This window comes from Aquibacillus saliphilus (genome assembly GCF_020404745.1).
Taxonomy (GTDB): Bacteria; Bacillota; Bacilli; order Bacillales; family Amphibacillaceae; genus Aquibacillus; species Aquibacillus saliphilus.
Map to the genome: position 1 here is coordinate 162136 of NZ_JAIZAP010000001.1, position 25901 is coordinate 188036.

Consider the following 25901-nt stretch of genomic DNA (forward strand, 5'->3'; position numbering starts at 1 on the left):
TTTATATCTATTTTAGGGGAACACTTTTCAGTGAAAACAGTTTTCGCTCATCATACGAATTTAAGTGACACGATTCATCAATATGAACGGTTTCTTCAAGAAGAAAGATTTGATACTGCTAATTCATTGCTAGCTAATCATAAAGAAGAAATCTTGAAATTCATCACTGATGATGTTCCAGATGAACTTCAAATGGAGTTCCTATCGTTGTTAGATGATAATATAAGTAACGGAACAGTTGATAATAATACTAAGAAAAAACAAGCGTTATCACTAATTTTGGCAATTGATTCGGTTAATAATAGTAATTCTCCAATTTGGATGAAATGGAAAAAGAGTACAGAGGACTCTATAAGTGCGATGCTTGAAAATAAGCAAGTTACGGATGAAAAAATAATACAAGTTATTTCAAATTGGGACACTATGAGTCTTGCGATGGAGGTAGTATTGAGCGAAGAACAATATATCCAACTTGAACAATCCTACATGGATTTAGACAGTGAATCTAATGGTATAAATAATTTTGAGCAATTAGAAGTAGTATATAACGAAATGAACAATGCTGTGATTAACGATGAGGAAAATGAAAAAGATGGATTAACATTTGGCTGGATGATTTTAATTGTCGGAGGTTTTATTACTCTTACATTAACTTATGTCGGTTGGCAAAAATATAAATACGATAAGAAAAAGCGTCAAAAGCAAACGTTAAATTAATTAGTTGACTACTAATTAATTTTTGACTAAAATTGACCTATACTAACACGATTTATAACAATGGAGGAATATGCGCATGTTTTCATCACTAGGCGGTTATCTAATTTACATCGCACTTTTGTTAATTGTTCCGCTATGGGCACAATCAAGAGTAAAAAAAACCTATCAAAAATTTTCTAAGATCGCCACCTCTTCTTATATGACTGGTGCACAAGTAGCTCGTAAAATTTTAGACGATAATGGTTTATTTAATGTAAGTATAGAGGAAACAAAAGGAACTCTATCTGATCATTATGATCCAAGTAAAAAAGTAGTACGTTTATCAAGTGACAATTACCATGGTCATTCGATGGCTTCATCAGCAATTTCAGCTCATGAAGTGGGTCACGCAATTCAAGATGCTAACGCATACGCTTTTCTACGCTTTAGACATTCATTAGTTCCACTAGCCAATCTTGGCTCGAAGGCATCATTTATATTGATTATTGCGGGTGCTCTTATGGGAGCAATGAACTTAGTATTACTTGGTATAATATTTATGTCATTTGCGGTATTATTCCAATTAGTTACATTACCAGTAGAATTTAATGCCTCAAATCGAGCTATGGAACAGTTGGTATCAAGTGGGGTTATTCGAAATAATGAAGAAAAAGATACGAAAAAAGTACTGAACGCTGCAGCACTTACGTATGTTGCGGCAGCGATGGTAGCATTAGCTGAACTTATAAGGTTCGTTTTAATGTTTTTCGTCGGTGAAGAGTAAATTGAATCCTACCCTTACAAGCTGAATCAGGGGCCTTAGGCAGGATAGATCGAGATTTAAATTACCCAGAGCCCAAAAAAGATTCAGTGAAGTGCTTTCGCTGTAGCTAGACATTAATTTTATCTTGTAAGTAAGGTCGACTTCTTTAAAAAAGAAGTCGACCTTTTTGTGGTGGTCTAGATAATATAAATGGCCTGCTATGGATAATTAATTACTAAGTTAGCCACGCCAAGCTCCATCGCCTACACCGCCTCAAATTTTAAGGCAATTCTCTCTGCCTGCAAAGAACGCAGGGTGCCAAGGCTTGTCTTATTGCTCTGGGCTGAGCTACTAAGGAAGGCGACTTAGAATAATCTTCTAAAGAATAAGTGTCTTTCTTTTGACGAAGGCGCCTGTGCTTTTTCTCTTAGAGTATTATTAATCGGAAAATGGTTTTTTGTTTTCATCTAAAGTAAAACCTTCACCTAATACATCGTGGACTGAAGTAACCGCAACAAAAGAATGAGGGTCAATAGAATTTATGATGCTTTTTAACCGTACAATTTCATTACTACCTACTACACAATACAAAACATCACGATTTTCACCAGTATAATTTCCTTTACCTTGAAGAACTGTGACACCTCGATCCATTTCACTCATTATTTTAGCGGATATCTCATCACTATTAGCTGATATAATAGTTGCTCCCTTTGCAGCATATGCACCTTCCTGGATAAAATCGATAACCCTTGCCCCTATATAGACAGCTACAAGTGTGTACATACCTTCAACTAGCTCTAAATAGGTTATAATAGATGTAGCAATTACAATACCGTCGAACAAAAACATAGTTTTCCCCATACTCCATCCTACATATTTGTGTACAATACGAGCTATTATATCTACACCTCCGGTAGTTCCACCATATCGAAAGATAATACCTAGTCCAACTCCAATCGATACACCTGCAAATAAAGCCACAAGAGTCATATCTGATTGTAGGTGTAGTTGATAGGGATCTATTTGAAATAAAAATAAAAATAATGAAACTGCAAGCGTTCCTATAATCGTGTAAATAAATGAGTTTCTACCAAGAAACTTCCAACCAATTAAAAAGATAGGAATGTTAAGTACAATATTTGAAATTGCCGGATCCCATTGCCATAGAAAATAAAACAATAAAGTAATACCCGTAAATCCACCTTCGCCAAGATTATTTTGCATATTAAAATGGACAATTCCAAATGAGAAAATTGCTGATCCAACTAAAATGAATAAAATATTCTTTACTTTTAAATCAAAAAAAGTCATTAAAACACCCTCTTATCAAGAATAGTTTGCTCGCCAAGTTATTCAATAGTATGTTTTACTATATTGATGCTAACTATTGTTGATAATTAGCGATTTTAATTTTTTAAGTTACGTTTATTTAGTCTAAAGGAACATCGTATATTATATTTCGGGGTAAAATATTTGTCAAAATTCTACCTTTTAGCTAACATGATAAGTATAAATGAGCATTAAAGGAGTACACACTTATGAGTAATGAGAAATCATTCAATACAAAAGACATGCAAAAAAGAGTCGATGATTTTATTTCACAGTATGAAGAGGGATATTTTTCACCATTAAGTATGCTCGCTCGTTTTTCTGAAGAGGTTGGAGAGTTAGCAAGAGAAGTGAACCATTACTACGGTGAGAAACCTAAAAAATCAACAGAAAAAGAAAAAACAATTGAAGATGAGTTAGGCGACTTACTATTTGTTACTATCTCTTTTGCTAATTCACTAGATATTGATTTATCAGAGGCATTTGACCGAGCAATGAGCAAAATTGAAACAAGAGATAAAGATAGATGGACTAAAAAAGATACGGAGGCAAATAAAGATGAGTAAAATTAAAGTTGTAGTTGCAGGACCTAGAGGTAAGATGGGAAGTGAAGCATTACGTATGATTGAAAAAGATGATTCACTTGAACTTGTGGCCTGTTTAGACAGACAAAATAAAGGAAAACAAGTATATGAAATTGACGGCTTACCTAACTTTGATGCATATATTTATGATGATGTAGAAGAATGCTTCCAAACAGTTGAGGCTGATGTATTAGTCGATTTGACAACACCTAAAATGGGATATATACATACAAAGACTGCGATTAACTATGGGGTAAGGCCAGTAGTAGGAACAACCGGTTTTACTAAGGAACAATTAGAGGAATTAACAAACCTCGCAGAAGAAAAAGGTATTGGTGCCATCATTGCCCCAAACTTCGCAGTAGGAGCAGTCTTGATGATGCAGTTTTCTAAATGGGCTGCTAAATATTTTCCTGATGTTGAGATCATTGAGCGTCACCATGATCAGAAGTTAGATGCTCCATCAGGAACTTCTATTAAAACTGCAGAACTTATCCAAGAGGTAAGAGAGCAAAAAAAACAAGGACATCCGGATGAAAAGGAGACAATACCTGGTGCAAGAGGTGCTGATATAGATGGAATGAAAATACATAGTGTAAGATTACCAGGTTTAATCGCTCACCAAGAAGTTGTCTTTGGTTCATCGGGTCAGAATTTAACAATCAAACATGATTCATTCCATCGAGAGTCATTTATGTCAGGAGTTAAACTAGCTATCGACCATGTTGTGAAAATAGATTTACTTGTGTACGGATTGGAAAATTTATTAGATTAAGGGGAGAATAGAAATGAATATTGCTTTAGTGGCCCATGATAAAAAGAAACCAGATATGATTAATTTCACATTAGCCTATACACACATATTAAAACAACATAACTTGTTTGCGACTGGAACAACCGGTACAAAAATTAATGAAGCAACAAACATGGATTTACACCTGTTTCAGTCTGGTCCATTAGGTGGAGACCAACAGATTGGTGCTATGATAGCTAAAAATGAAATGGACTTAGTTCTATTCTTCAGAGATCCGTTGACATCCCAACCTCATGAACCGGATATTATGGCTTTGATGCGGTTATGTGACGTTTATCAAGTTCCCCTAGCAACTAATCTGGGAGGTGCTGAAATATTAATCAGAGCTCTTGAAAAAGGATTCTTTCAGTGGAGAGAGATTCTTAAAGAAAACGATAATCAAAAAGGAACAAAAAAATGAAGATAGGTATAACCTGCTATCCAACTGTTGGTGGATCTGGTGTTATTGCGACCGAGTTAGGTAAACTATTGGCAAAAGAGGGACATGAAATACATTTTATTACTTCAAGCTTACCATTTCGCCTAGATAGTGTTTATTCTAATGTTTATTTCCATGAAGTCGAAATGAGCCATTATCCTGTTTTTCAATATCCACCATATGATTTAGCTTTAGCAAACAAAATGGCTGAAGTGATTGATACCGAAAAATTAGATATTTTACATGTGCATTATGCCATGCCTCATGCTGTTTGTGCGATTCTTGCCAAAGATATTGCTGAGCACGATGTAAAGATTATTACAACCTTACACGGCACCGACATTACTGTTATGGGCATAGATAAAAGTCTGAAAAAAATGATTAAACATGGGATTGAAAAATCGGATGCAGTGACTGCAGTTTCAAACAGCCTAGTAAATCAAACAAAAGAAATGTTAGCTATTCAAAAGAAAATAGAGGTCGTCTATAATTTCGTAGATGAAAATGAATATACTTACCGTCATAATCCGGATTTGAAGGAACAGTATAAAATCAAAAGTTATGAAAAAGTTATCGTTCATATATCAAATTTTAGAAAAGTGAAACGTGTTGATGATGTCGTTTATTCATTTGAAAAAATTGTAAAAAAAATACCATCTAAGTTACTACTAATAGGAGATGGTCCCGAGTATTCGGAAATACATCAACTAGTTCATCAATTAGGGCTTCAGGATTACGTGTTATTTTTGGGTAAGCAGAAAAATATAGCAGAGTTGTTATCCATTGCAGATTTGAAATTATTATTATCTGAAAAGGAAAGCTTTGGATTAGTCTTACTAGAGGCAATGGCTTGTGGCGTTCCATGCATTGGAACAAATGTTGGAGGTATTCCTGAGGTTATCGTGAATCATGAAAATGGATTTATTACTGAGGTAGGCGACATTGACACCATTGCTAACAATGGGATAGAGCTGTTAACGAATGATACCTTATGGAGAAAATTCTCTGATCACGGACTAAATCATGTGCGACAAAATTTTTATGCAAAAAAAATACTTAATCAATATGAAGACTTATACGAAAAAACCCTGAATGACGGTGATTAAATGCTTAATCAATCCTTTTTACCTGCTAAAAAAATTATCGACATAATCGAAAAAAATGGCCATAAAGCGTATTTTGTTGGTGGTGCGGTTCGTGACCAATTTTTAGATAAAAAAATTGGAGATATTGACATTACCACATCGGCCCGTCCAAATGAAATTCAACAATTTTTCGAAAAAGTAATTCCAGTAGGTATTGAACATGGTACTGTAATTGTGAGATACGGTAAAGAATCCTATGAGGTAACGACCTTTCGCATTGAGGAGGGCTATTCGGATTTCAGACATCCAGACAATGTTCAATTTGTAGATAGAATTGAAGATGATTTAGCAAGAAGAGATTTTACTATCAATGCAATCGCTATGGATACAAAAGGTAACTTTATTGATCCTTACGGTGGAAAATCTGATATAGAAAACAAACAAATTAGTACAGTAGGAAATCCAGTCGATCGATTTCAAGAAGATCCACTTCGTATAATGAGAGCTTTAAGATTTTGTAGTCAGTTAGGTTTTTCTATTGATAAAAATACTAAGAAGGCTATTGTAGATAATATCGCATCGATTGAAAAAGTTGCTATTGAACGAATTGGTATTGAGCTTGAAAAGATGTTTATCGGTACCCATATTTCTCTAGCATCACCTTTACTTATTGAATCAAATGTAGATCGCTATTTACCAATATTTCGAGATAATTATAAGTTTATTAAAAACTTGAGAGACCATAGCATTCCTTTAGGTTCAATGTCAGAGATAGTAGCAATGTTTCACTTATATGACCAAACGATCTCCCTAGAACAATGGGTGAACGAGTGGAAACTCTCTAACCAAATAAAGCGAGATGCTAATGCACTTGTGACTGCGATGTACTATTACAAAAAAAACGGTTTGGATAATTGGCTTGTTTTTACGTTACCAAAGCATTTATTTAATGGGTTAGTTCGATTAACTTCGATCTTTGCGCGTGGATTTGAACTTGAATCAGAAGTTTTAGAGCGGATGTGGTCAAACTTGCCGATTCAAACCAGAAATAATCTTGCACTTAATGGTATAGATGTTGCTAGTATCTTTCCAAATCTACAAAAAGGACCTTGGATTGGTCAATGTTTAAGTCACTTGGAATATCAAGTTGTTTTAGGCCACTTGAATAACGAGCAAACAGAATTAAGAAAGTGGGTTAAAGATGAAGTCCACCCGGAATCTCTTAATAGAATTACTAGAAAAGAATAAGGACAATTATATATCCGGGCAGCATATGTCAAATAAATTAGGTGTTTCACGAAGTGCAATCTGGAAGCATATGAAGGAATTAGAAAAAGATGGCTATGAGATAATCGGTGTACCGAAAAAAGGGTATCAGATTACACGATTTCCATCTAAAGTAAGTGAGAATACAATTCAATGGGGTTTGAACACAAAGTGGTTAGGTAAAAACCTAGTTCATAAAGAGAGTATAGAATCTACACAGATATTAGGACATCAATTGGCTATTGAGGGCTCTAAACATGGGACAGTAATTGTGGCAGATACACAAACAGCAGGTAAAGGTAGAATGGAGCGAAAATGGTATTCAACCAACGGTCAGGGGATTTGGATGAGTATGATACTAAGACCAACACTTCTACCACACCAAGCACCACAAATAACATTATTAGCCGCTACAGTGTTAGCAGATGTTATTAAAGAACAAACAGGTATTGTTCCCTCGATTAAGTGGCCGAACGATGTTTTAATAAATGATAAAAAGATCTCTGGCATCTTAACTGAGATGCAAGCAGAACAAGACTGTATTCAATATATTATACTTGGAATAGGGATTAATATTAATCAAACTATTGATCACTTACCCGATGACATAAAAGAGATAGCAACTTCTTTAAAAATAGAAACGGAGAAGGACTGGAATATTCGTGATTTTATTCAGCATTTTTTAGTCCGATTTGAGCAAGTTTATCAGTTATTTCTAGATAACGGGTTCTCATCAGTCAAGCAAAGTTGGGAAAGCTATGCTTATAAAATTGGACAAACTGTAACAATTCAAACTTTTCATAAAAAATCACAAGCGAAGTTAGTTGGCATAAAGGCGGATGGTGCTTTAATTATAGAAAATGAATCAGGCAAAAAAGAGACATTATATTCAGCAGAAATACAATGGTAGGGGGCAAAGCTGTGAAAAATTCAGTGCAATTACAAAACATGAAACAAAAAGGCGAGAAAATCTCAATGATAACTGCGTATGATTATCCATCTGCCAAAATTTCGGAAGAGGCAGAAATAGATATGATTTTAGTAGGTGATTCTTTAGGAATGGTTGTATTAGGTTATGATTCGACGATTCAAGTCACCATAGATGACATGATTCATCATAGCAAAGCTGTAACAAGGGGAGCAAAAGATACATTTGTTGTCGTAGATATGCCTTTTATGTCTTATCATATTTCAATCGAAGACTCTCTAGCCAATGCAAAGAGAATTTATCAAGAAACGAATGCACACGCATTAAAAGTTGAAGGGGCGTCTCGGGAAGTATTGTTATTAACTTCACGATTGAAAGAAGCGGGTATTCCTGTCGTCGCACATTTAGGGCTTACACCACAGTCTGTCAATGTGCTCGGTGGTTACCGCGTACAAGGTAAAGATAAGGAAGCAGCTGAACAATTAGTTGAAGATGCTAAGGCTTTGGAACAAAGTGGTGCTATTTCAATTGTACTGGAGTGTATTCCAAAACAATTAGCAAAAATAATTTCAGAACAACTTACAATACCTACGATAGGAATTGGAGCAGGTATTGATTGTGACGGGCAAGTATTAGTTTTACATGATTTATTACAATATGGCGTTGATAGGTTGCCTAAATTTGTTAAACCATATGATAATGCTAACAAAAGTTTCACAGAGGCTATCCAATCGTATGCTCAAGAAGTAAAGGAAGGTCAATTTCCAAGTGATGATCATTCTTTTTCAATGAATCCTGGAGTACTTGATAGGGAGCTGGGTGAATAAAGATGAAGGTTATCCGAAAAGTTAGCGAAATGCAGCAACTTGCACTACAATTCAAAAAAAGAGATAAGAAAATAGGATTTGTTCCTACAATGGGTTTTTTACATGAAGGACATCAGAGCTTAATGCAATCAGCTCGAGAAGAAAGTGATATTGTTGTTGTAAGTGTTTTTGTCAATCCACTTCAATTTGGTCCAAATGAAGACTTTGAACGTTATCCTAGGGATGAGCAACGTGATATAGATACAGCCGAAAAAAATTTGGTTGATGTGTTATTTATCCCAGAATTAACGGAAATGTACCCGTCCGAACAATCAGTGTCATTGAATGTTTCAAAACGATCTAATGTCCTGTGTGGCAGAACAAGAGAAGGTCATTTTGAGGGTGTTGTAACCGTGTTGTCCAAGTTATTTAATATTACATTACCAGATAAAGTTTATTTTGGTATGAAGGATGCACAGCAAATAGCAGTAGTAGACTCTTTAGTTAATGACCTTAATTTTCCAATTGAGATTGTACCAGTTGCTACTGTTAGGGAGAATGATGGTCTTGCAAAAAGTAGTAGAAACATCTACTTGACTGAACTTGAAAGAAAAGAAGCTAAAAATGTTTATCAGGCATTGCAAATTGGCCTTGAATTAGTTATTGACGGTGAGAAAAATCCTGATATTATTGTAAAAGAGGTTGAAGATTTTATTGTCCAAAACACTCATGGTACAATAGATTATGTTGAACTATTAAGTTATCCGGAATTAATCCAAGTTGCTGCTATTAATGAGCGAGTTATTCTTGCTGTAGCTGTTCAATTTGAACATGCTCGTCTAATAGATAATATTGTTTTTGATGACAAAGGGTTAATTTCTAAGAGGATATAGTAGGAGGAAAGAATATGTTGCGAACCATGATGAAAGCTAAAATTCATCGTGCTCGGGTAACGGAAGCTAATTTAAATTATGTGGGTAGTATTACGATCGATTCTGAAATCTTAGAACAAGTTGGGATACTACCGCACGAAAAAGTGCAAATTGTAAATAATAATAACGGACAACGATTAGAAACATATGTAATCCCAGGCGAAAAAGGCAGTAAAGTTATTTGTTTAAATGGTGCGGCAGCACGTCTAGTTCAAAAGGGAGATATTGTAATAATCGTTTCTTATGCAATGATTTCGAATGAAGAATTAGCCTCCTTTAAACCAAAAGTTGCAATCATGAATGAAAATAATGAAATTACTGACTTAATAGACGAGGAACCACCGTTTACCGTTAGATAGTATTAACAGTAGGGATAAACCCTAATCGTGAAGAAAACTCTTATCGAACATGGTTTGATAAGAGTTTTCTTTACCTAATGTAAGTTCTAAGATTTAATGGGGGTGAAATTTTTTTGAGAAAGTTTGTAGTAATTGATTTAGAAACATCTGGCCATACACCTTCTAAAGGAGATCGAATTATTGAGATTGGAATTGTTGTAATATATGAAGGTAAGGTCATAAAAGAATATTCTAGCTTGATTAATCCTAACATTTCAATCTCGACTTTCATCACAAATCTCACGGGTATTTCTGATGAGGATGTTACCTCTGCTCCTACGTTTGCAGAAGTAGGTGAAGAGGTAGCAGCATTATTTGATGATGCATTTATCGTTGCACATAATGTGCCATTTGATTTAGGTTTTCTAAACTACGAATTAGAAGCGATCGGTCTAAAACCTTTACATCAAAAAGTCATTGATACTGTGGAACTTTCAAGAATATTGTTGCCACAAGCGCCCGGATTTAAATTAGGTCAACTTTCTGAATACTTAACTTTACATCATGATGATCCACATCGTGCTCTGTCTGACGCAAATGTTACTGGAAAGCTATTAATACATTTGCTTGAAAAAATACATACATTACCATATGAGACTATTTTTCAACTTCAAGAGATGGAAAATCGGCTAATGAGCGATCTCCATCCAGTATTAGAACAAAGGATAGATGAACTTGCATTCCAACCATCTGTTAGAGATGACCTCGAAGTGTATCGGGGGATTGCTCTAAAGAAAGAAAACAAGGATAACAAAGTGGATGAGAGTCATCTAATGTCATTTGGTGAATTACTAGATGATATCTATCAACCAAATGGCAGCTTAGTTACTGCAATGAATAAATATGAAGATAGACCAGGACAAAGAGAAATGTCAGAGACAATATTTGATTCATTTCAATCCAAAAAAAATGCAGTAATTGAAGCAGAAACCGGAACAGGAAAGTCAATAGCATACCTGATTCCTGCTGCATACCAAGCTCATAAGGATAAAGAGAGGGTAGTGATAAGTACCCACTTAACACAATTACAAACGCAGCTATTAGAAAAAGAAATTCCAGTTCTAAAAAGTTTATTGCCATTTGACCTGCAAATAGCTTTAATAAAAGGAAAACAACACTACTTAAGTTTAAAAAGGTTTGAAAAAGAACTGTTGTCAACGCAACAAGATAACTATGATATAACCTTAACTAAAGCTATTATTTTAATTTGGTTAACAGAAACCATTACTGGTGATATTGACGAAATACAGCTTCCTTCAAGTGGACAGAAATTTTTCAGAAGAGTTTCAACAGAATCCGAGGGTTTTATAGACCCTAAATCGCCATGGTTTAATAGATCGTTTTATCAAAAAGTTAGAATGAAAGCTCAAAAAGCAGATTTAATAATAACGAATCACTCTCTACTTTGTACAGATATCACTAGTGAGTATTCATTATTACCATCTTATCAAAAACTAATTATTGACGAAGCCCATCATCTAGAGGCTACAGCTGCAAAACATTTTGGTTTGAAATTGGATTATGTGAACATACAATATCTCTTAAACCAGATTGGAACATTGCAAGATGGGGATTGGATTAAAAAGTTAAATGACAACTATTCAGCAGTCAAAAATATCTTGGAGGGTAACAACTGGGATAAGTGGTGGCAAGAAACAAAAAATGAGTTGGATGATTTTTTTAGGTTCCTTTTCAGTTATGTAATTGATCAACATAGCACAGAAATCCGGTTAAATGATACTGGACGCTATCAATATCGAGTGGATGAAGAAAAAGAGCACACTAAAAAGTGGAATACAATTAAGGAGATGTCTACGAGACTTTCGTTTGACCTTAGAGATTTAATCCATATTTTATCTACAATCCAAAGAGAATTGGCAGAAAGTACTCACTTTAAAAATGGTCAACACGATGATTTGGAAGAAATTAAAACAACCATTGATCGTCTTCAAGTTATTATTGATGAGTTAGAAGTCTTATTTCTTAGAAGCGATAAATCATTAGTGAAATGGATTGAGATTGAAGCATATGGTGCGAAGAATGCTGTCTATCTATTCTCTGAACCAGTTGATATATCAACGATTTTGCGTGAACGTTTATTTGACGAAAAAGAAAGTGTTATTCTAACTAGCGCTACTCTTACCATGAAACAATCATTTAAATTTATTAGAGAAAGATTAGGTTTAAATGAGAATGACCTAATAGAGAAGAAGATAGAGTCTCCATTTCAATATGATACCCATGTTCAATTGATGGTACCTAATGATTTTCCAGATATCAAACATGGCAATCAAGAAGACTTTATTTATGCAACCTGTGAAGCAATCTATTCTCTGGCGGAGGTAACAAATGGACGAATGCTGGTGTTATTCACATCATATGATATGTTAAAAAAATCGAACAATATTCTAAAAGAGATTATGGTAAATGATGAATTTATGATAATCGCTCAAGGTATTTCAAGCGGGAGTAGATCAAGATTAAAAAAGAATTTTCAAGCATTTGATAAAGCAATTCTTTTAGGTACTAGCTCTTTTTGGGAGGGTGTAGATATCCCAGGGAGTGATCTCTCTTGTTTAATGATTGTTCGGTTGCCATTTCAACCACCAAATCATCCAATTTATGAAGCAAAGTCTAACCAAATTAAAGAAAATGGAAAAAATCCGTTCATGGAACTATCCTTGCCAAATGCAGTTATCAGGTTCAAACAAGGATTTGGGCGGCTAATTAGGTCAAGCACGGATCGGGGAGTTGTTTTTATTTGCGACGAAAGAATTATTAAGGCTCGTTATGGCAAATATTTCACTGATTCGATACCAAATATACCAATAACTTACAATAGTACACAAAAATTAATACAAAAAACAGCAGAATGGCTATGATACGTTTCGTTTTTTTACATACCCTATAACTACCAAGTTAAATAAGGGGATGGATAGCTCATGTATAGAAACAGAAAACTAACCGCTATCTACATTGTGGGAATTTTAAGCTTAATTCAGATATTCCTAATACCTATATCGAAAAGCGGGGCGCCAATACCTGAGATAGAAAAAAATGAATTGTATGTTGCATTCTTTAATTTACCAGATGGTGAAGCAACGTTAGTAAAATCAGAAAATGATCAAACAGTGCTAATTAATACGGGATCTGGCAAAAGTGAAGAAAGTTTATTAATTCAATTAGAGGAATTAAATGTTAGTTCGATTGATACGTTGATTTTAACGAACCAGACAATTGATTATTGTGGTAATGCAAAAAGGTTAATTGAAAGGTACACTATTAACAGTGCTATATATACAGGCGAATTAACTAGTCCATGTATGGAACAGGTGAATGAAACAAAATTATTAAAATGGAGTTCTAACAAACAACAAAAATTCGGAGAACATTTGGAGTTTAGGGTACTTACAGCGCAAACAAATGGTGAAATGTCTTTAGGCATAACTTTTGGAAAAACTTCGATAATGTACTTGAGCAGTAGTAACATTGATGATGAGGAACAACTTATAAACTCAACTTTTAAACCAGAGATATTAAAAGTTGGGGACTATGCCAAAGGAAACTCACCGAGTTCTGAATTACTAAATAAAACAGATCCTCATTTAGGGATTGTTTTTCATTGTGAAAAGTGTGTAACAAATGAAGGTTTAATTGAAAGAATGAGTGAATCCTGGATTGATGTTTATCAGTTAGAACAGGTAGGAACTACAATAATTCGAGCCAATCTGCAGAATTATGAAATTTTATCATAGCAAAATCTTTTCAAATAAGACTGATGAGAACAATTAAAAAGACTGTGCGTTAATCTTACACGCACAGTTAAAAATGAGGGTTAGGGAATTAGTTGAAAAAAATTCAATTGTCCATCAAAATGATGGGTATAAACTGTTATAATAAAATTGTATTTGTTTTCAACTTTGCTTCTATTATTAAACAAAACATTAATGCTATGTGTAACAAAATTTGAGAGTACTCAGGAAATTGACTATTGGAGGCTTTAGTTATGGAAAACAACAAAATAGAAACTCTTTCAACATTAAAAATAACACATGCTGACGATTTGTATAAAATTGTCGATTGTCTAAATCGCACTTTAAAAGAGGATGATTTGATGTTTGGATTAGCATTGGATGAGGATGACGATGGAAAAGCAATATTCACTATTTACCGTACCTAATTGGATTAAGTGGACGGTTTCAATTATCCTTGTGATTTTACTTGGGGTAATTTCCTATTTAATTTATACTTACGATGAAGTCCAGGATAATAAAGTTTCTGGTTTTTCACAGTCAAAAGAGATAGCTTTATCAGACACAGACTTAGTTTCAATTTCTGAAGTGAGAAGGTTTCATGGCAATGAGTATTATCACGTCGTATTAGGCACAACCGAAAATGGGGATTCAGGAATAGCTTATATCCCGATAAATGAGGAAGAACAAGTACAATATTTCAATAGTGAAACATTTCTAACAAAAGAGAAAATGTTAAATGAATGGGGAAAAACTTGCTCTGCCTGTTCTTTAACGGGTATTAATTATGGTATTGATAAGGAACAACCCTTATGGGAAATAAAATACATAGATAGTGAAGATCGATTGGTTTTTGACTATTATACCGCAAAAGATGGCTCTAGTTATGAGCATTTTCGTTTGCAGCGATCTTTATTTTAGAAAGGTGATCTCATGGAATTAGCAAATCGAGTTAAAACATTAACACCATCATCAACTTTGGCAATAACAGCGAAAGCAAAAGAATTAAAACAACAAGGTCATGATGTTATTGGACTTGGGGCAGGTGAACCAGATTTTAATACACCTGAACACATCATCCAAGCTGCAACTAAGGCGATGCAGGAAGGGTTTACGAAATATACTCCTTCTGGTGGTACTATTGAACTTAGAAATGCAATTATTAATAAATTAACTAGTGATCAAGGTCTTTCCTATCAAGCAGATGAGATAATTGTTACGACTGGTGCCAAACATGCTCTTTATACTTTATTTCAAGTATTATTAAATCCAGGTGATGAGGTAATTGTACCAGCACCATATTGGGTTAGTTACCCGGAACAAATCAAACTTGCACAGGGTGAACCAGTTATAATAGAAGCGTTAGAAGAAAATGAATTCAAATTAACCCCAGAACAATTAGAAGGTGTAATTACACCAAAAACTAAAGCTGTAATTATTAATTCACCTAGTAATCCAACTGGTGTTATGTATTCAAAAGAAGAACTGAAAAAATTAGGAGACGTATGCCTAAAACATAACATTTTGATCGTATCAGACGAAATATATGAAAAATTAATCTATACAGATGAACCACATGTTTCAATTGCTGAGATTTCTGATGAGTTAAAACAATTAACAGTTATAATTAATGGCGTTTCTAAATCTCATTCAATGACTGGATGGAGAATAGGTTATGCGGTTGGTAAAAAAGAGATAATAAAAGCTATGACAAATTTAGCTTCGCATTCTACTTCAAATCCAACATCAATTTCACAATATGCAGCATTATCAGCTTACACGTCATCACAGGATGAAGTTGACATGATGAGAGATGCATTCAAAGAAAGACTAGAAAACCTTTATCAACTTATTATAGATATTCCAGGCATTGAATGTGTTAAACCAAAAGGAGCTTTTTATTTATTCCCCAATGTAAGTGAAGCTGCAAAAAGTAATGGTTTTAATAATGTAGATGATTGGGTAACAGCGTTACTTGAAGAAGAAAAGGTAGCTCTTGTTCCAGGATCTGGATTCGGTGCACCAAATAATGTAAGACTATCTTATGCTATTTCGCTTGATCAATTAGAAGAAGCGGCTAAGCGTATAAAACGGTTCGTATTAAACCATCAATAGTAACTCGGAGGTAATTTTTTTGAAAACAACAATAGATCAAGTTTCTAAATATATTGACCAAGAAGTAACAATCGGAGTATGGCTTGCTAACAAGCGCTCAAGTGGTAAAATAGCATTCCTTCAGCTAAGAGATGGATCTGGTTTTATTCAAGGCGTTGTAGTAAAAGCGGAAGTACCAGAAGAAACATTTCAGTTAGCGAAAAACATGACACAAGAAACATCCCTATATGTAACAGGTGTAGTGAAAGAAGATACCAGATCACCACTAGGTTACGAATTACAAGTTAAGAGTATTGAGGTTATTAGTGAATCTGTTGATTATCCTATCACGCCTAAAGAACACGGTACGGAGTTTTTAATGGATCATCGTCATTTATGGTTACGTTCTAAGAAACAGCATGCAATTATGAAAATTCGCAATGAAATTATCCGTTCAACGTATGATTTCTTTAATAATAACGGATATGTGAAAATAGACCCGCCTATTCTTACAGGGTCTGCTGCTGAAGGGACAACAGAGCTATTCCACACGCAGTACTTTGATGAAGAAGCCTATTTGTCTCAGAGTGGTCAACTCTATATGGAAGCTGCTGCAATGGCTTTTGGGAAGGTATTCTCTTTTGGTCCTACTTTCCGAGCGGAAAAATCAAAAACAAGAAGACATTTAATCGAATTTTGGATGATAGAACCAGAAATGGCTTTTATGGACCATGAAGATAGTTTAGTCGTTCAAGAGCAATATGTAAGTTATATTGTTAAATCTGTTCTAGAAAAATGTAAGATTGAGCTAGATACTTTAGGTAGGGATGTAGAAAAACTTGAAAAGATTCAGGCGCCTTTCCCTCGAATTACTTATGATGAGGCAATTGAGCTATTAAAAGAAAATGGTTTTGATGATGTTGAATGGGGAGAAGATTTTGGAGCACCTCACGAAACAGCAATAGCGAAAAGTTTTGATAAACCAGTATTTATAACACATTATCCAGCTGATATTAAAGCTTTTTATATGAAGCCTGATCCGGATCGACCAGAAGTTGTCTTATGTGCTGACTTAATCGCTCCAGAAGGATATGGGGAAATGATCGGTGGTTCACAGCGAATTGATGATCTAGAGTTAATGGAAAAAAGGTACAAAGAGCATAATTTGACTAGTGATGCTTACCAATGGTACTTGGAACTAAGAAAATATGGCAGTGTGCCACATTCAGGCTTTGGTTTAGGGTTAGAACGGACAGTTGCGTGGATATCAGGTGTAGACCATGTAAGAGAAACTATACCTTTTCCTAGATTACTTAATCGCCTATATCCATAATACTAAAATAAAAAGATAAATCCCTTACCACAATTTGTGGTAAGGGATTTATCTTTTTATTAATATGTTAGCTTTGTTCTCATGATATAATGAATTTGAGGTGAAGTGCTAAATGACAAATAAATTTGATTTTCAGTCATTTATGAAAGATCAATTAGTTATTCCGGCAATGCTTTTACAAAATTATACTAAGTATAATTTGAATGAACAAGAAGTGATGCTGATTATCCAAATACACCGGTTCCAAATGGCAGGAAATAGCTTTCCAACTCCAACCGAATTGGCAAATTACATGACACTAACGGATCAAGAATGTGCAGCTATTTTAAGAAAATTAATTCAAAAGAATATACTTTCAATTGATCAAGCACATAGTGACAAAAATGTTTTGAATGAATCTTATTCTTTGGAGAGTCTATGGGAAAAACTATATTCCGACAAACCAACCGAAAATGAGCCAACCCAACAACCGGAAATGAATATTTTTATTTTGTTTGAACAAGAATTTGGACGACCTTTGTCACCTCTTGAAATAGAGACGGTTAATATTTGGATTGACCAAGAAGAACAACCCCCATCACTTATAAAAGCAGCATTGCGTGAAGCTGTATTAATGGGTAAATTAAACTTTCGTTATATTGATCGTATTCTCCGAGAATGGAAGAGAAAAGGTATTCGGTCTGTAGAACAAGCAAGAAATCATAGCAAACCTTTTCATGCAAATCAAGCTAATAATCAACCAAGTAATCAGGAGCCAAAACGAGATGTATCCTTGTACTATAATTGGTTAGAGGAAGAGTAGGGGAAGTATATGTTAAATAAGTCGCAAATTAGGTACTGTTTAGATGTGATGGGAGAGATGTTTCCGGAAGCTGAATGTGAATTAGTTCATAAAAATCCTTTTGAACTAGTAATTGCAGTTGCGTTATCAGCACAGTGTACGGACTCATTGGTAAACAAGGTTACAAAGAATTTATTTGAAAAATATCAATCGCCAGATGATTATTTAGCTGTCTCACTCGAGGAGCTGCAACAAGATATTCGCTCAATCGGTCTTTATCGTAATAAGGCAAAGAATATTCAAAAATTATGCCAGACGTTAATTGATAATTACCAAGGAGAAGTACCGTCATCTAAGGTAGAGCTAGAAAAGCTAGCTGGTGTAGGTAGAAAAACTGCAAATGTTGTTGCATCTGTAGCATTTAACGAACCAGCTATCGCTGTCGATACGCATGTCGAACGAATATCAAAGCGGTTAGGAATTTGTAAATGGAAGGATTCGGTATTAGAAGTAGAAAGAACATTAATGAGAAAAGTTCCAAGAGACGAATGGAGTGATACTCACCATCGAATGATATTTTTTGGCAGATATCATTGCAAAGCTAAAAATCCTAATTGTAACGAATGCTCTTTGCTGCATTTATGTAGGGAAGGACAAAAGAGGATGAAGGCGAAGGAGAAAGGGTTACACGTTTAATAGGATGAAAATTGAAACTGAAAGAAAATTAGTTACACAATCCACGTAAAGAAAGCCAACAGCTTAAGCTGTTGGCTTTTTTATAGTTATGCTATTTTTCTTAGACCGATAATCTTTGTGCTTGCTTGTGGATCACCATCGCCACCAGTACCGTCGTCAGTACCATCATCTGTACCATCGTCACCAGTACCGTCGTCAGTACCATCATCTGTACCATCGCCACCAGTGCCATCGTCAGTACCGTCATCTGTACCGTCGCCACCAGTGCCATCGTCAGTACCATCATCATCGTTGCCGTCATTTCCGTTTCCATTCCCATTGCCATTCCCATTGCCATTTCCGTTTCCGTTTCCATTCCCATTTCCATTTTCATTCTCGTCTTCTTCTTCGGGTTCTTCTTCTATTTCTTCTTTAGGAATTTGAATTTGAACAGAAGTAGTCTCACTTACATTTTCTTCATTTTGGTCACTTACGACTATAATTTCAATCGTATAATTGGTATCTCTTTCTACATTACCAATTTCCAACTGTGTTTCTTTCGTATCTGTTAACTTGTTCTTTGAACCTGAATCAGTACCAGCATAAACTTCGAAAGTAACAGGCCTAGATTCATCCGTTTGATAATCCCAGCTAAGATTAATCAGATTATTTTCTTCATCATAATCAGCTGTTAGTCCAGTAATTGGTTCAATTCGGTCATATTTCTCAGAAGTTGCCGTTGGTTCGGTACCTTTTACGAATAATTCCGTTATTACTTCAGATTGCGGCGTATATTTGGTTGGTAATTTGGCTGGATTAGAACCTTTCTCAACAGCTACATTAACAACAGAATTTGGTTTGACAAAATCCGCAGTATCTTTTCCTTCTGAAATAGCAGACATCGTGTGCTTAAATAATTGTTTTGCGACATCACGCGCGTTACCACTAGGTATGGAAGTAGTAACTTCGTCGTATCCTGTCCATATAGACATCGTATAGTTCGTTGTATAGCCGCTAAACCATACGTCGGGTACACCCTCGTTCGTATTCGTAGTACCTGTTTTCCCTGCGATTTGTAGCCCAGGGACGTTAGCTTGTGTACCAGTTCCACTACTAACTACAGTTTTTAGTAAATCAGTAATCATATAAGCAGTGTAATCAGACATTACAGCCTTTGATTCTGGTTTTAAATTTTCGGATCGGTTGTCACTATAGACTACTTCAGTAACAGAGTATGGTTCATTATAAATACCTTCATTACCGAATGCTCGATAAGCTCCTGCTAACTCTAATGGTGTGACATTGTTGCCCGTTCCTCCAATAGCATCACGCAAACTCATGTCATCAAATTTAAGCCCTAAACTTTCAGCAAAAGTCTTTGAATTTCCGGTGCCAATCTCTTCTAGAGTTTTAACTGCCGGTACATTTAAAGACCATTGCATGGCATATCGCATTGTCATCCAACCTTGATATTTACGGTTCCAGTTTCGAATTGGTCCAGAACCAGTTTCAAAAGGAGCGTCATCATTAAGCTGATGATACGTGGACCATTGACCTGTCTCTATCGCTGGGCCATATGCAGTTATTGGTTTAATGACAGATCCTGGCTGTCTACCGTTTCCTTGGAAGGCATAATTCCACCCGCCGTTACCTCGATTGCGACCACCACCAATAGCGCGTATTGCTCCACTTTTCGTATCTAGTAGTGCTATCCCAGCTTGAAATTCATCATCTGGATAGGTAATTGGATTGTCATCACTATTTGATAGAAGTAACTCCACGCGTTTTTGTGCTTCTTGGTCTAATGTAGTATATACTTCTACACCTTCATTGTAGATGTCAATATCTAATTTTTCTTCAACCTCGGCAGCTACTTTTTGTATAAATGCTTCATATGGAGAGGAATCACCTCCAGAAGCGGTTAACATTGATTCAATGGATACTTCTCTAGCTTCATTCGCTTGTTCTTCTGTTATTTTTTCATGTAAAACCATTAGATTTAAGACAGTGTTCATTCGTTCTTTTGCTAAATCCGGATTAACAAATGGATTATATGCGGTAGGGCGCTGTGGTAGACCTGCTAGTAGTGCAGCCTCAGCTAATGTTAGTTCATTTAAATCAGTCTTACCAAAGTAAGTTTCAGCAGCCTTTGCTACACCAAAAGACTTAGCACCATAAAAGATTTTGTTTAAATACATTTCTAATATTTCTTCTTTTGAATATTTACTATCAATTCTCAGAGCGAGCCACTGCTCCTGTACTTTCCGCTTTAAATTTTTATCGAAAGTTAGAAATGAGCCTTTTACAACCTGTTGTGTAATTGTACTAGCTCCCTCTGAGCCGTAACCTTCTGTTATGTTAGCTAAGATTGCGCCACCTATTCTCTTAAGGTCAATACCCATGTGACTAAAGAATCTAACATCCTCTGTAGCTATAACAGCGTCGATTAGTACATCAGGAAGTTCGTTATATTTTATTTTCGTCCTTTTTTCATTACCTAAGTCGGCAAATAACTCACCTGAATTATCAAATACTTTTGTTGATGCAGGGTCTGTTAATAGTGATTCATCTATGTCCGGTGCTGTTGCAATATAATAGGTGAATAATGCACCAACTCCTATTGCTGAGGCCAAAAATATTATACCTATAATTAATATCACTTTTTTCCATATTGGTTTTTTTACTGACTTTTTTTGTTTTCTTCTTGCTGTACGAGATTGGCCTTCATTTGCCATGCTCATCTTCCTCCGTTCTAAAAATATAGATGGTCAATTATTGCTAAATAGTCAACCCTAGCTTGATACTGGAAGGGAATAATTACACCAGCTTCCTTTATTTTTTGATAAGGTATTGATTTTCTCCCACCATTATATTGACTTTCCCAATAAGGAAAAAGTTTCACTGCAGGAAAAAAATATGTCTCATCATAGAGTGAAAAACGAATAATCATAAAACAAATACCTCCATGATCATCAATCGCGCGCATATGGTTTATTTGATGGTCATGAATATTTGACAAAGGAAATGATGTTTTATTTTTCGTTTCCTTAGCCTCAAAATCGATATGTCTTTGTCTGTAAACTCCATTGTAATCGGTAGTTGAAGCTTGTTTAAAATAGCCTTCCTTTATGACGGCTGCACTTCTTTTTGGGTAATCTACCTTTACTATTTGTACAGGTGTTGGCTTTTTATGAATAACCGCTTTATTTGAATTTAAGTAATAATTATTCGTTTCATTTATGTCCTCTTCTAACGACATACCTCTATTGCTAAAGCTTGTCTTTTGCCTATTTGAATTTTTTGGACCAAAAGATGGATTCTTCCCGTTCGGATAGTTCATGCAAATATTCCTCCCCATACATGAAAGTATCATACCAAATAAAGGTATCCTTTGAGAACAAAAAAGTTCAATAAAATAAAATTTAATCATACATCTCTTTCATTAGATAATTGTATTTATTTAGAAGTATAACAAATATATCCCATGTTTATTGAGCAAACTACCTTTCTGAGGAGGTAATTTATTTGGATAGTAAGGAAAATGTAGATACGGAATTAATTAGAAAAGTAACCAACAATACACAATGTTTCAATATAGATAATATTTCCCGCACACAAGCATATCAAACTTATTTTCAACGGTTTCCCGAAATTAAATGGGCTTTTTTGGCTAGCATGGTATCAAGAAATGCTGGTTGGAATATGTCAGATCTTGAAACTCCAATATTTAAAAGCTTTTTAACTGAGAGAATTAGAAAACAGTTGTTTTCTACATACGAACGAGCTAACTGGCTCATTTTTTCTGATGCATATCCTCAACTATTGTTATATCAAATTTCAAAGCAATTGAACAAACCGATGTTTGATAAGTTGGCATGTTTTGCAGTCTCATCATTTATGATTAAAGAGTGGTATCATTTTTGGCACTATAAAGATGAACAGAGGCTAATGACAGCATTAATAATTAATGAACAAAATGTGATTGAATCACCTGTTACAACCCATCCTTTTTATCGAAAACACGTCTTTTTAAGATGGCCATATTTATTACAGGATTTTTTTTGTTTGAATGCAATTGTATTCCCAAGTAGACAGGGATATATGTTCGCGTATTCTGTTCATGACTTCGCTAATATTACTAAACGTATAACGTTTGGTAAGAAATTAGCTAGTATATTGTTTAATAACAAATTACATAGTTTGTTTTATGATTTTGCTATTCATACAGAACACACAGGTTCACGTAATGACTATGAAAATTATTTGAAAGTTAACTATCAAAAAAAAATGCAATCCACGCCAATATTAAGAACTGTATATCCTATTATTGACCATCAGGATAAAATTCGGCGAGATTGGTTCAAGAGTGGGGGTTGTAAAAAGAAATGGTGGGATAACTGTGTTGTAGATATTGATGATAACTCCTGGAATGTATTCTATAGAAAAAGAAAAATAATAAAGTTATTGTTTTCCATTCAGAAAATTCTTGAAAGATAAAACCTTTGCTATTAGCAAAGGTTTTATACATTTAAACGGATGGACGGTCTGGACCTTCTAATTTCTTGTTACCGTACCCTGCACGTTTCTCTTCTTTTTGTTTTACATTATTTTTTTTCTCATGTCTTTTAGCTTTTTTAGTCATGGAAACCCTCCTTTACTAAATAGTTTGGAGCAAATGAGTTAAAAAATACTGCATAATTCCACTAAAAATGTTTTATTGATTCTAGTTTTGTCGGTCATGCAGGGAAGCTTTGATGGATGGCGAATAACTATGGCAACACGAGATTAAATAAAGGAGGAAAAAACTATGAATCCTACAATTCAAAAAAATATGAAGGAAGAAAAAAGAATGGTAACAAAAAAGGAATTTGAAAAATCATATATTGATTTAATGGACCGTATCAGACTTATTGATCAGAAGCTTTCAACAAAAGCGGATGATGTTGTACTTACAATTACATTAGCACACAGACAAGAAATAGAAGAGATGCAGGATGAAATGTTAAAGTTAACTATGGAGCTAAAAAAGATAAAGCACCAATCGCAATCAGTAACTCAAAATTATCGTAGTCGGGTAATTGACCGGAATCCAGTTAGAAATTGGTTTAAAAAAATGCATGTAGCTCGTAAATAATGGTACAGTGTAAAGGAAAGGCGGGAAAAAGAGATGGAGTTACAGAATAAAACAATCGAACTGACAAAACACTTAGATAAACTCAAGTCACATTATTTAAATAATGATAAGCCAGAGAATAAAAAGGATAGAGATCTTTTCACATTTATTAAGCAACAAACAACACCTGTTTATCATTTAATTCAAGAATGGGAAGTGGAAGCGACGTCTTTTGTAAAACAAAGAGATGTTTCAGTGCATCCCCAACAGGTTGTTTCTACAAGTGAAAATATGGAGTTACTATTGATGCATAGTTATTATATTGATGTTAAAAAAAAGAGATATATGGAATTAAACCATTCAGTCCTTTATGTGTTTGATCTATTACTAAATGATATAAATGCTAAATTGGAAAACAGTAATTGAAGTTTGGATAAGCTGTTAAATATTTGGTAACACTTTACAATATGTACACTTTTTCCTTTATAATAGTTGAATTTTTTAATTTGGGGACATGAGGATGTAATATTTTCGACTAATCCACACTCATATACAACTTAGGTCGTTGAAAGGATGCCAAAAAATGGATACAACCATGCTACTTGAAAAAGCAAAAGAGATTAGAATGAAGGCATATACCCCGTACTCGAAATTTAAAGTAGGAGCTGCTTTATTAACTCAATCTGGTAAGGTTTATTTAGGTTGCAATATTGAGAATGCTGCTTATCCAGTCACTTGCTGTGCAGAGAGAGTCGCTATTTTTTCAGCAATAGCTGATGATGAAACTAACTTTGAAGAATTAGCGGTAGTTGCTGATACGAAAAGACCTGTACCGCCATGTGGTTCATGTAGACAAGTAATGAGTGAGTTTTTTGATAAGAATATGAAAATCCACACGAGTAATCTTATAAATGATGTGAAAACAATAGCAATGGAAGAGCTTTTACCATTTTCTTTCAACGAAGAAGATCTAAAAATAGGGAACGAAGAATAAATTTATAAATAAAAATCTAAAAATAGGTAGCTGTCTTAGACAGGTCTCAATTTCTTTACATAGGTTATTAATGAACCTATAAAAAGAAAGGAGATCCATTATGAGACATCATTTTGGTTGCCCGAAACCAGTTAACGAAGTGGTATATCCAACGAAGTATAATGTAGTTAATAATTGCTTTGAGAATGAAGTGAAGCACGTCCATCCTTCTCATACAACTGTAGTAAACCATCATTTACAGAAAAATAAACATGTATATCCACACTCTACTTCTGTAGAGAATACGTTTAACAGTGTTGATGTATATGGTGGAGCTTACAATGTTCCTAGACCACCAGCACCAACTGCTCAAGGGGGAACAATGGCAGGTGGGCCACCTAGACCACCACAAGGACCAATGGGCGGACCTAGACCACCGGTAGGATATCCAGGTGCTAACCCATACTTTCGTCGCTAATAAATTATAAGAAGAGCTGGTAATATAACTAGCTCTTTCTTTTTGATTTATAATACATATTTGGATAAGAAGAAACGTAATTATTTATAGAAGGAGCTTTAAGTAATGAAAGTTGTGACAATTACCGGTTATAAGCCACTAGAAATGAACATATTTAAACCAGATGATCATAAAATAGAATTTATTAAGGCAGCCATTAAAAAGAAACTGATCTCTTTAATTGAAGAGGGTTTAGAATGGGTTCTTATGTCGGGGCAAATGGGGGTTGAACAATGGACAAGCCAAATAATTATTAATTTAAAAGATCAATATGACATTAAACTAGCAATTATCCCACCTTTTGAAAATCAAGAAGCAAAATGGCCAGAGCATTATCAAAGCGTTTATGAAGAAATGAGAATTCATGCTGATTTTTACCAACCACTTTATAAAGATGAATACAAAGGACCCTATCAGTTTAAAGCTAGAGATAAGTGGCTAATCGAAAAAAGTGAAGGTTGTCTAATCTTATTGGATGAAGAATTCCCAGGCAGTACACGTTTCTTTTTAGAGGAAGCTAAAAAATCAACTGTAAGGAAAGAGTACCCGATATTAACAATTACTCCCTATGATTTAGAGGATATAGTTCAGGAAATTGAACTAAATAATCCTGATTATTGGAACAATGATTGACTTTTCCC

General features: G+C 34.7%; 28 protein-coding genes. 25 read left to right on the forward strand and 3 right to left on the reverse strand.

Annotation, left to right across the window (positions count from 1 at the left end; translation table 11 throughout):
* The first annotated feature begins 30 nt into the window (after positions 1–30).
* Positions 31–717: a sporulation protein YpjB gene (locus tag LD272_RS00905; protein ID WP_226034701.1), complete on the forward strand. Its 687-nt coding sequence runs from the start codon at positions 31–33 to the stop codon at positions 715–717.
* Positions 718–793: 76 nt separating this feature from the next.
* Positions 794–1480 carry a zinc metallopeptidase gene (locus LD272_RS00910; RefSeq protein ID WP_226034702.1) on the forward strand — a complete coding sequence of 229 codons (687 nt, stop codon included), beginning with the start codon at positions 794–796 and terminating at the stop codon, positions 1478–1480.
* 417 nt (positions 1481–1897) lie between these two features.
* Here the strand turns inward: LD272_RS00910 and LD272_RS00915 are convergent, their stop codons facing one another.
* Complete coding sequence (locus LD272_RS00915; protein WP_226034703.1) at positions 1898–2773, reverse strand: YitT family protein; 876 nt, start codon at positions 2771–2773, stop codon at positions 1898–1900.
* A gap of 227 nt (positions 2774–3000) precedes the next feature.
* Here LD272_RS00915 and LD272_RS00920 point away from each other — a divergent pair, with 227 nt between their 5' ends.
* The 17 genes from LD272_RS00920 to nth all read left to right on the forward strand — a co-directional run bounded on the left by LD272_RS00920 (position 3001) and on the right by nth (position 18678).
* Positions 3001–3357 carry a nucleotide pyrophosphohydrolase gene (locus tag LD272_RS00920; protein WP_226034704.1) on the forward strand — a complete coding sequence of 119 codons (357 nt, stop codon included), beginning with the start codon at positions 3001–3003 and terminating at the stop codon, positions 3355–3357.
* Positions 3350–4150 (forward strand): 4-hydroxy-tetrahydrodipicolinate reductase, encoded by an 801-nt coding sequence (gene dapB, locus LD272_RS00925; protein ID WP_226034705.1) that lies wholly within the window; start codon positions 3350–3352, stop codon positions 4148–4150. Before LD272_RS00920 ends, dapB begins: the two co-directional genes overlap by 8 nt.
* 13 nt (positions 4151–4163) lie before the next feature.
* The gene (gene mgsA / locus LD272_RS00930) at positions 4164–4589 is read left to right on the forward strand and encodes a methylglyoxal synthase (RefSeq protein WP_226034706.1); all 426 of its coding nucleotides are present in this window, start codon (positions 4164–4166) and stop codon (positions 4587–4589) included.
* A complete protein-coding gene (bshA, locus tag LD272_RS00935) occupies positions 4586–5713 on the forward strand; it encodes an N-acetyl-alpha-D-glucosaminyl L-malate synthase BshA (protein ID WP_226034707.1) in 1128 nt (375 codons plus the stop codon). The genes mgsA and bshA overlap by 4 nt, the downstream gene beginning before the upstream one ends.
* Positions 5714–6940, forward strand: coding sequence for a CCA tRNA nucleotidyltransferase (locus LD272_RS00940; protein ID WP_226034708.1), 1227 nt, complete (start codon positions 5714–5716; stop codon positions 6938–6940).
* On the forward strand, positions 6894–7868 hold the full coding sequence (locus LD272_RS00945; RefSeq protein WP_226034709.1) for a biotin--[acetyl-CoA-carboxylase] ligase: 975 nt from the start codon (positions 6894–6896) through the stop codon (positions 7866–7868). The genes LD272_RS00940 and LD272_RS00945 overlap by 47 nt, the downstream gene beginning before the upstream one ends.
* Before the next feature lie 11 nt (positions 7869–7879).
* On the forward strand, positions 7880–8713 hold the full coding sequence (panB, locus tag LD272_RS00950; protein WP_226034710.1) for a 3-methyl-2-oxobutanoate hydroxymethyltransferase: 834 nt from the start codon (positions 7880–7882) through the stop codon (positions 8711–8713).
* Positions 8714–8715: 2 nt separating this feature from the next.
* Positions 8716–9585: a pantoate--beta-alanine ligase gene (gene panC, locus LD272_RS00955; protein ID WP_226034711.1), complete on the forward strand. Its 870-nt coding sequence runs from the start codon at positions 8716–8718 to the stop codon at positions 9583–9585.
* A gap of 14 nt (positions 9586–9599) precedes the next feature.
* Positions 9600–9983 carry an aspartate 1-decarboxylase gene (panD, locus tag LD272_RS00960; protein ID WP_226034712.1) on the forward strand — a complete coding sequence of 128 codons (384 nt, stop codon included), beginning with the start codon at positions 9600–9602 and terminating at the stop codon, positions 9981–9983.
* 113 nt (positions 9984–10096) lie between these two features.
* Positions 10097–12904, forward strand: a complete 2808-nt coding sequence (dinG, locus tag LD272_RS00965) for an ATP-dependent DNA helicase DinG (RefSeq protein WP_226034713.1) — start codon at positions 10097–10099, stop codon at positions 12902–12904.
* Positions 12905–12964: 60 nt separating this feature from the next.
* On the forward strand, positions 12965–13777 hold the full coding sequence (locus LD272_RS00970) for an MBL fold metallo-hydrolase (protein WP_226034714.1): 813 nt from the start codon (positions 12965–12967) through the stop codon (positions 13775–13777).
* Positions 13778–14028: 251 nt separating this feature from the next.
* Positions 14029–14202, forward strand: a complete 174-nt coding sequence (locus LD272_RS00975) for a YpmA family protein (protein WP_226034715.1) — start codon at positions 14029–14031, stop codon at positions 14200–14202.
* On the forward strand, positions 14168–14695 hold the full coding sequence (locus LD272_RS00980) for a cell wall elongation regulator TseB-like domain-containing protein (protein WP_226034716.1): 528 nt from the start codon (positions 14168–14170) through the stop codon (positions 14693–14695). The genes LD272_RS00975 and LD272_RS00980 overlap by 35 nt, the downstream gene beginning before the upstream one ends.
* Before the next feature lie 12 nt (positions 14696–14707).
* Positions 14708–15889, forward strand: a complete 1182-nt coding sequence (locus tag LD272_RS00985) for a pyridoxal phosphate-dependent aminotransferase (RefSeq protein WP_226034717.1) — start codon at positions 14708–14710, stop codon at positions 15887–15889.
* A gap of 19 nt (positions 15890–15908) precedes the next feature.
* Positions 15909–17201, forward strand: coding sequence for an asparagine--tRNA ligase (gene asnS, locus LD272_RS00990; RefSeq protein ID WP_226034718.1), 1293 nt, complete (start codon positions 15909–15911; stop codon positions 17199–17201).
* Between the two features lie 112 nt (positions 17202–17313).
* The gene (locus tag LD272_RS00995; RefSeq protein WP_226034719.1) at positions 17314–18003 is read left to right on the forward strand and encodes a DnaD domain-containing protein; all 690 of its coding nucleotides are present in this window, start codon (positions 17314–17316) and stop codon (positions 18001–18003) included.
* Positions 18004–18012: 9 nt separating this feature from the next.
* The gene (nth, locus tag LD272_RS01000) at positions 18013–18678 is read left to right on the forward strand and encodes an endonuclease III (protein ID WP_226034720.1); all 666 of its coding nucleotides are present in this window, start codon (positions 18013–18015) and stop codon (positions 18676–18678) included.
* An 86-nt stretch (positions 18679–18764) separates the two neighbouring features.
* Here the strand turns inward: nth and LD272_RS01005 are convergent, their stop codons facing one another.
* Complete coding sequence (locus LD272_RS01005; protein WP_226034721.1) at positions 18765–21392, reverse strand: transglycosylase domain-containing protein; 2628 nt, start codon at positions 21390–21392, stop codon at positions 18765–18767.
* Positions 21393–21409: 17 nt separating this feature from the next.
* Positions 21410–21997, reverse strand: coding sequence for a Holliday junction resolvase RecU (recU, locus tag LD272_RS01010; RefSeq protein WP_255639595.1), 588 nt, complete (start codon positions 21995–21997; stop codon positions 21410–21412).
* 185 nt (positions 21998–22182) lie between these two features.
* On the opposite strand from recU, the gene LD272_RS01015 reads away from it, so the two are divergent.
* The 6 genes from LD272_RS01015 (at position 22183) to LD272_RS01040 (ending at position 25893) form a co-directional block, all read left to right on the forward strand.
* Positions 22183–23154, forward strand: a complete 972-nt coding sequence (locus LD272_RS01015; protein ID WP_226034722.1) for a DUF2515 family protein — start codon at positions 22183–22185, stop codon at positions 23152–23154.
* A 310-nt stretch (positions 23155–23464) separates the two neighbouring features.
* Positions 23465–23791: a hypothetical protein gene (locus LD272_RS01020; RefSeq protein WP_226034723.1), complete on the forward strand. Its 327-nt coding sequence runs from the start codon at positions 23465–23467 to the stop codon at positions 23789–23791.
* A gap of 33 nt (positions 23792–23824) precedes the next feature.
* Entirely contained in the window at positions 23825–24196 is a 372-nt protein-coding gene (locus LD272_RS01025; RefSeq protein WP_226034724.1) for a DUF1798 family protein, read from the forward strand.
* A 124-nt stretch (positions 24197–24320) separates the two neighbouring features.
* Entirely contained in the window at positions 24321–24764 is a 444-nt protein-coding gene (locus LD272_RS01030; RefSeq protein ID WP_439647372.1) for a cytidine deaminase, read from the forward strand.
* A gap of 100 nt (positions 24765–24864) precedes the next feature.
* A complete protein-coding gene (locus LD272_RS01035; RefSeq protein WP_226034726.1) occupies positions 24865–25221 on the forward strand; it encodes a CotD family spore coat protein in 357 nt (118 codons plus the stop codon).
* Between the two features lie 105 nt (positions 25222–25326).
* On the forward strand, positions 25327–25893 hold the full coding sequence (locus LD272_RS01040; RefSeq protein WP_226034727.1) for an SLOG family protein: 567 nt from the start codon (positions 25327–25329) through the stop codon (positions 25891–25893).
* The last annotated feature ends 8 nt before the right edge of the window (positions 25894–25901 follow it).

What these genes read in the sequence shown, in the direction of transcription:
- LD272_RS00910 (WP_226034702.1), top strand. Translation starts at nt 794, where the DNA reads ATGTTTTCATCACTAGGCGGTTATCTAATTTACATCGCACTTTTGTTA.
- LD272_RS00915 (WP_226034703.1), bottom strand. Translation starts at nt 2,773, where the DNA reads ATGACTTTTTTTGATTTAAAAGTAAAGAATATTTTATTCATTTTAGTT.
- LD272_RS00920 (WP_226034704.1), top strand. Translation starts at nt 3,001, where the DNA reads ATGAGTAATGAGAAATCATTCAATACAAAAGACATGCAAAAAAGAGTC.
- dapB (WP_226034705.1), top strand. Translation starts at nt 3,350, where the DNA reads ATGAGTAAAATTAAAGTTGTAGTTGCAGGACCTAGAGGTAAGATGGGA.
- mgsA (WP_226034706.1), top strand. Translation starts at nt 4,164, where the DNA reads ATGAATATTGCTTTAGTGGCCCATGATAAAAAGAAACCAGATATGATT.
- bshA (WP_226034707.1), top strand. Translation starts at nt 4,586, where the DNA reads ATGAAGATAGGTATAACCTGCTATCCAACTGTTGGTGGATCTGGTGTT.
- LD272_RS00940 (WP_226034708.1), top strand. Translation starts at nt 5,714, where the DNA reads ATGCTTAATCAATCCTTTTTACCTGCTAAAAAAATTATCGACATAATC.
- LD272_RS00945 (WP_226034709.1), top strand. Translation starts at nt 6,894, where the DNA reads ATGAAGTCCACCCGGAATCTCTTAATAGAATTACTAGAAAAGAATAAG.
- panC (WP_226034711.1), top strand. Translation starts at nt 8,716, where the DNA reads ATGAAGGTTATCCGAAAAGTTAGCGAAATGCAGCAACTTGCACTACAA.
- panD (WP_226034712.1), top strand. Translation starts at nt 9,600, where the DNA reads ATGTTGCGAACCATGATGAAAGCTAAAATTCATCGTGCTCGGGTAACG.
- LD272_RS00970 (WP_226034714.1), top strand. Translation starts at nt 12,965, where the DNA reads ATGTATAGAAACAGAAAACTAACCGCTATCTACATTGTGGGAATTTTA.
- LD272_RS00975 (WP_226034715.1), top strand. Translation starts at nt 14,029, where the DNA reads ATGGAAAACAACAAAATAGAAACTCTTTCAACATTAAAAATAACACAT.
- LD272_RS00980 (WP_226034716.1), top strand. Translation starts at nt 14,168, where the DNA reads ATGGAAAAGCAATATTCACTATTTACCGTACCTAATTGGATTAAGTGG.
- LD272_RS00985 (WP_226034717.1), top strand. Translation starts at nt 14,708, where the DNA reads ATGGAATTAGCAAATCGAGTTAAAACATTAACACCATCATCAACTTTG.
- LD272_RS00995 (WP_226034719.1), top strand. Translation starts at nt 17,314, where the DNA reads ATGACAAATAAATTTGATTTTCAGTCATTTATGAAAGATCAATTAGTT.
- nth (WP_226034720.1), top strand. Translation starts at nt 18,013, where the DNA reads ATGTTAAATAAGTCGCAAATTAGGTACTGTTTAGATGTGATGGGAGAG.
- LD272_RS01005 (WP_226034721.1), bottom strand. Translation starts at nt 21,392, where the DNA reads ATGGCAAATGAAGGCCAATCTCGTACAGCAAGAAGAAAACAAAAAAAG.
- recU (WP_255639595.1), bottom strand. Translation starts at nt 21,997, where the DNA reads ATGAACTATCCGAACGGGAAGAATCCATCTTTTGGTCCAAAAAATTCA.
- LD272_RS01020 (WP_226034723.1), top strand. Translation starts at nt 23,465, where the DNA reads ATGAATCCTACAATTCAAAAAAATATGAAGGAAGAAAAAAGAATGGTA.
- LD272_RS01025 (WP_226034724.1), top strand. Translation starts at nt 23,825, where the DNA reads ATGGAGTTACAGAATAAAACAATCGAACTGACAAAACACTTAGATAAA.
- LD272_RS01035 (WP_226034726.1), top strand. Translation starts at nt 24,865, where the DNA reads ATGAGACATCATTTTGGTTGCCCGAAACCAGTTAACGAAGTGGTATAT.
- LD272_RS01040 (WP_226034727.1), top strand. Translation starts at nt 25,327, where the DNA reads ATGAAAGTTGTGACAATTACCGGTTATAAGCCACTAGAAATGAACATA.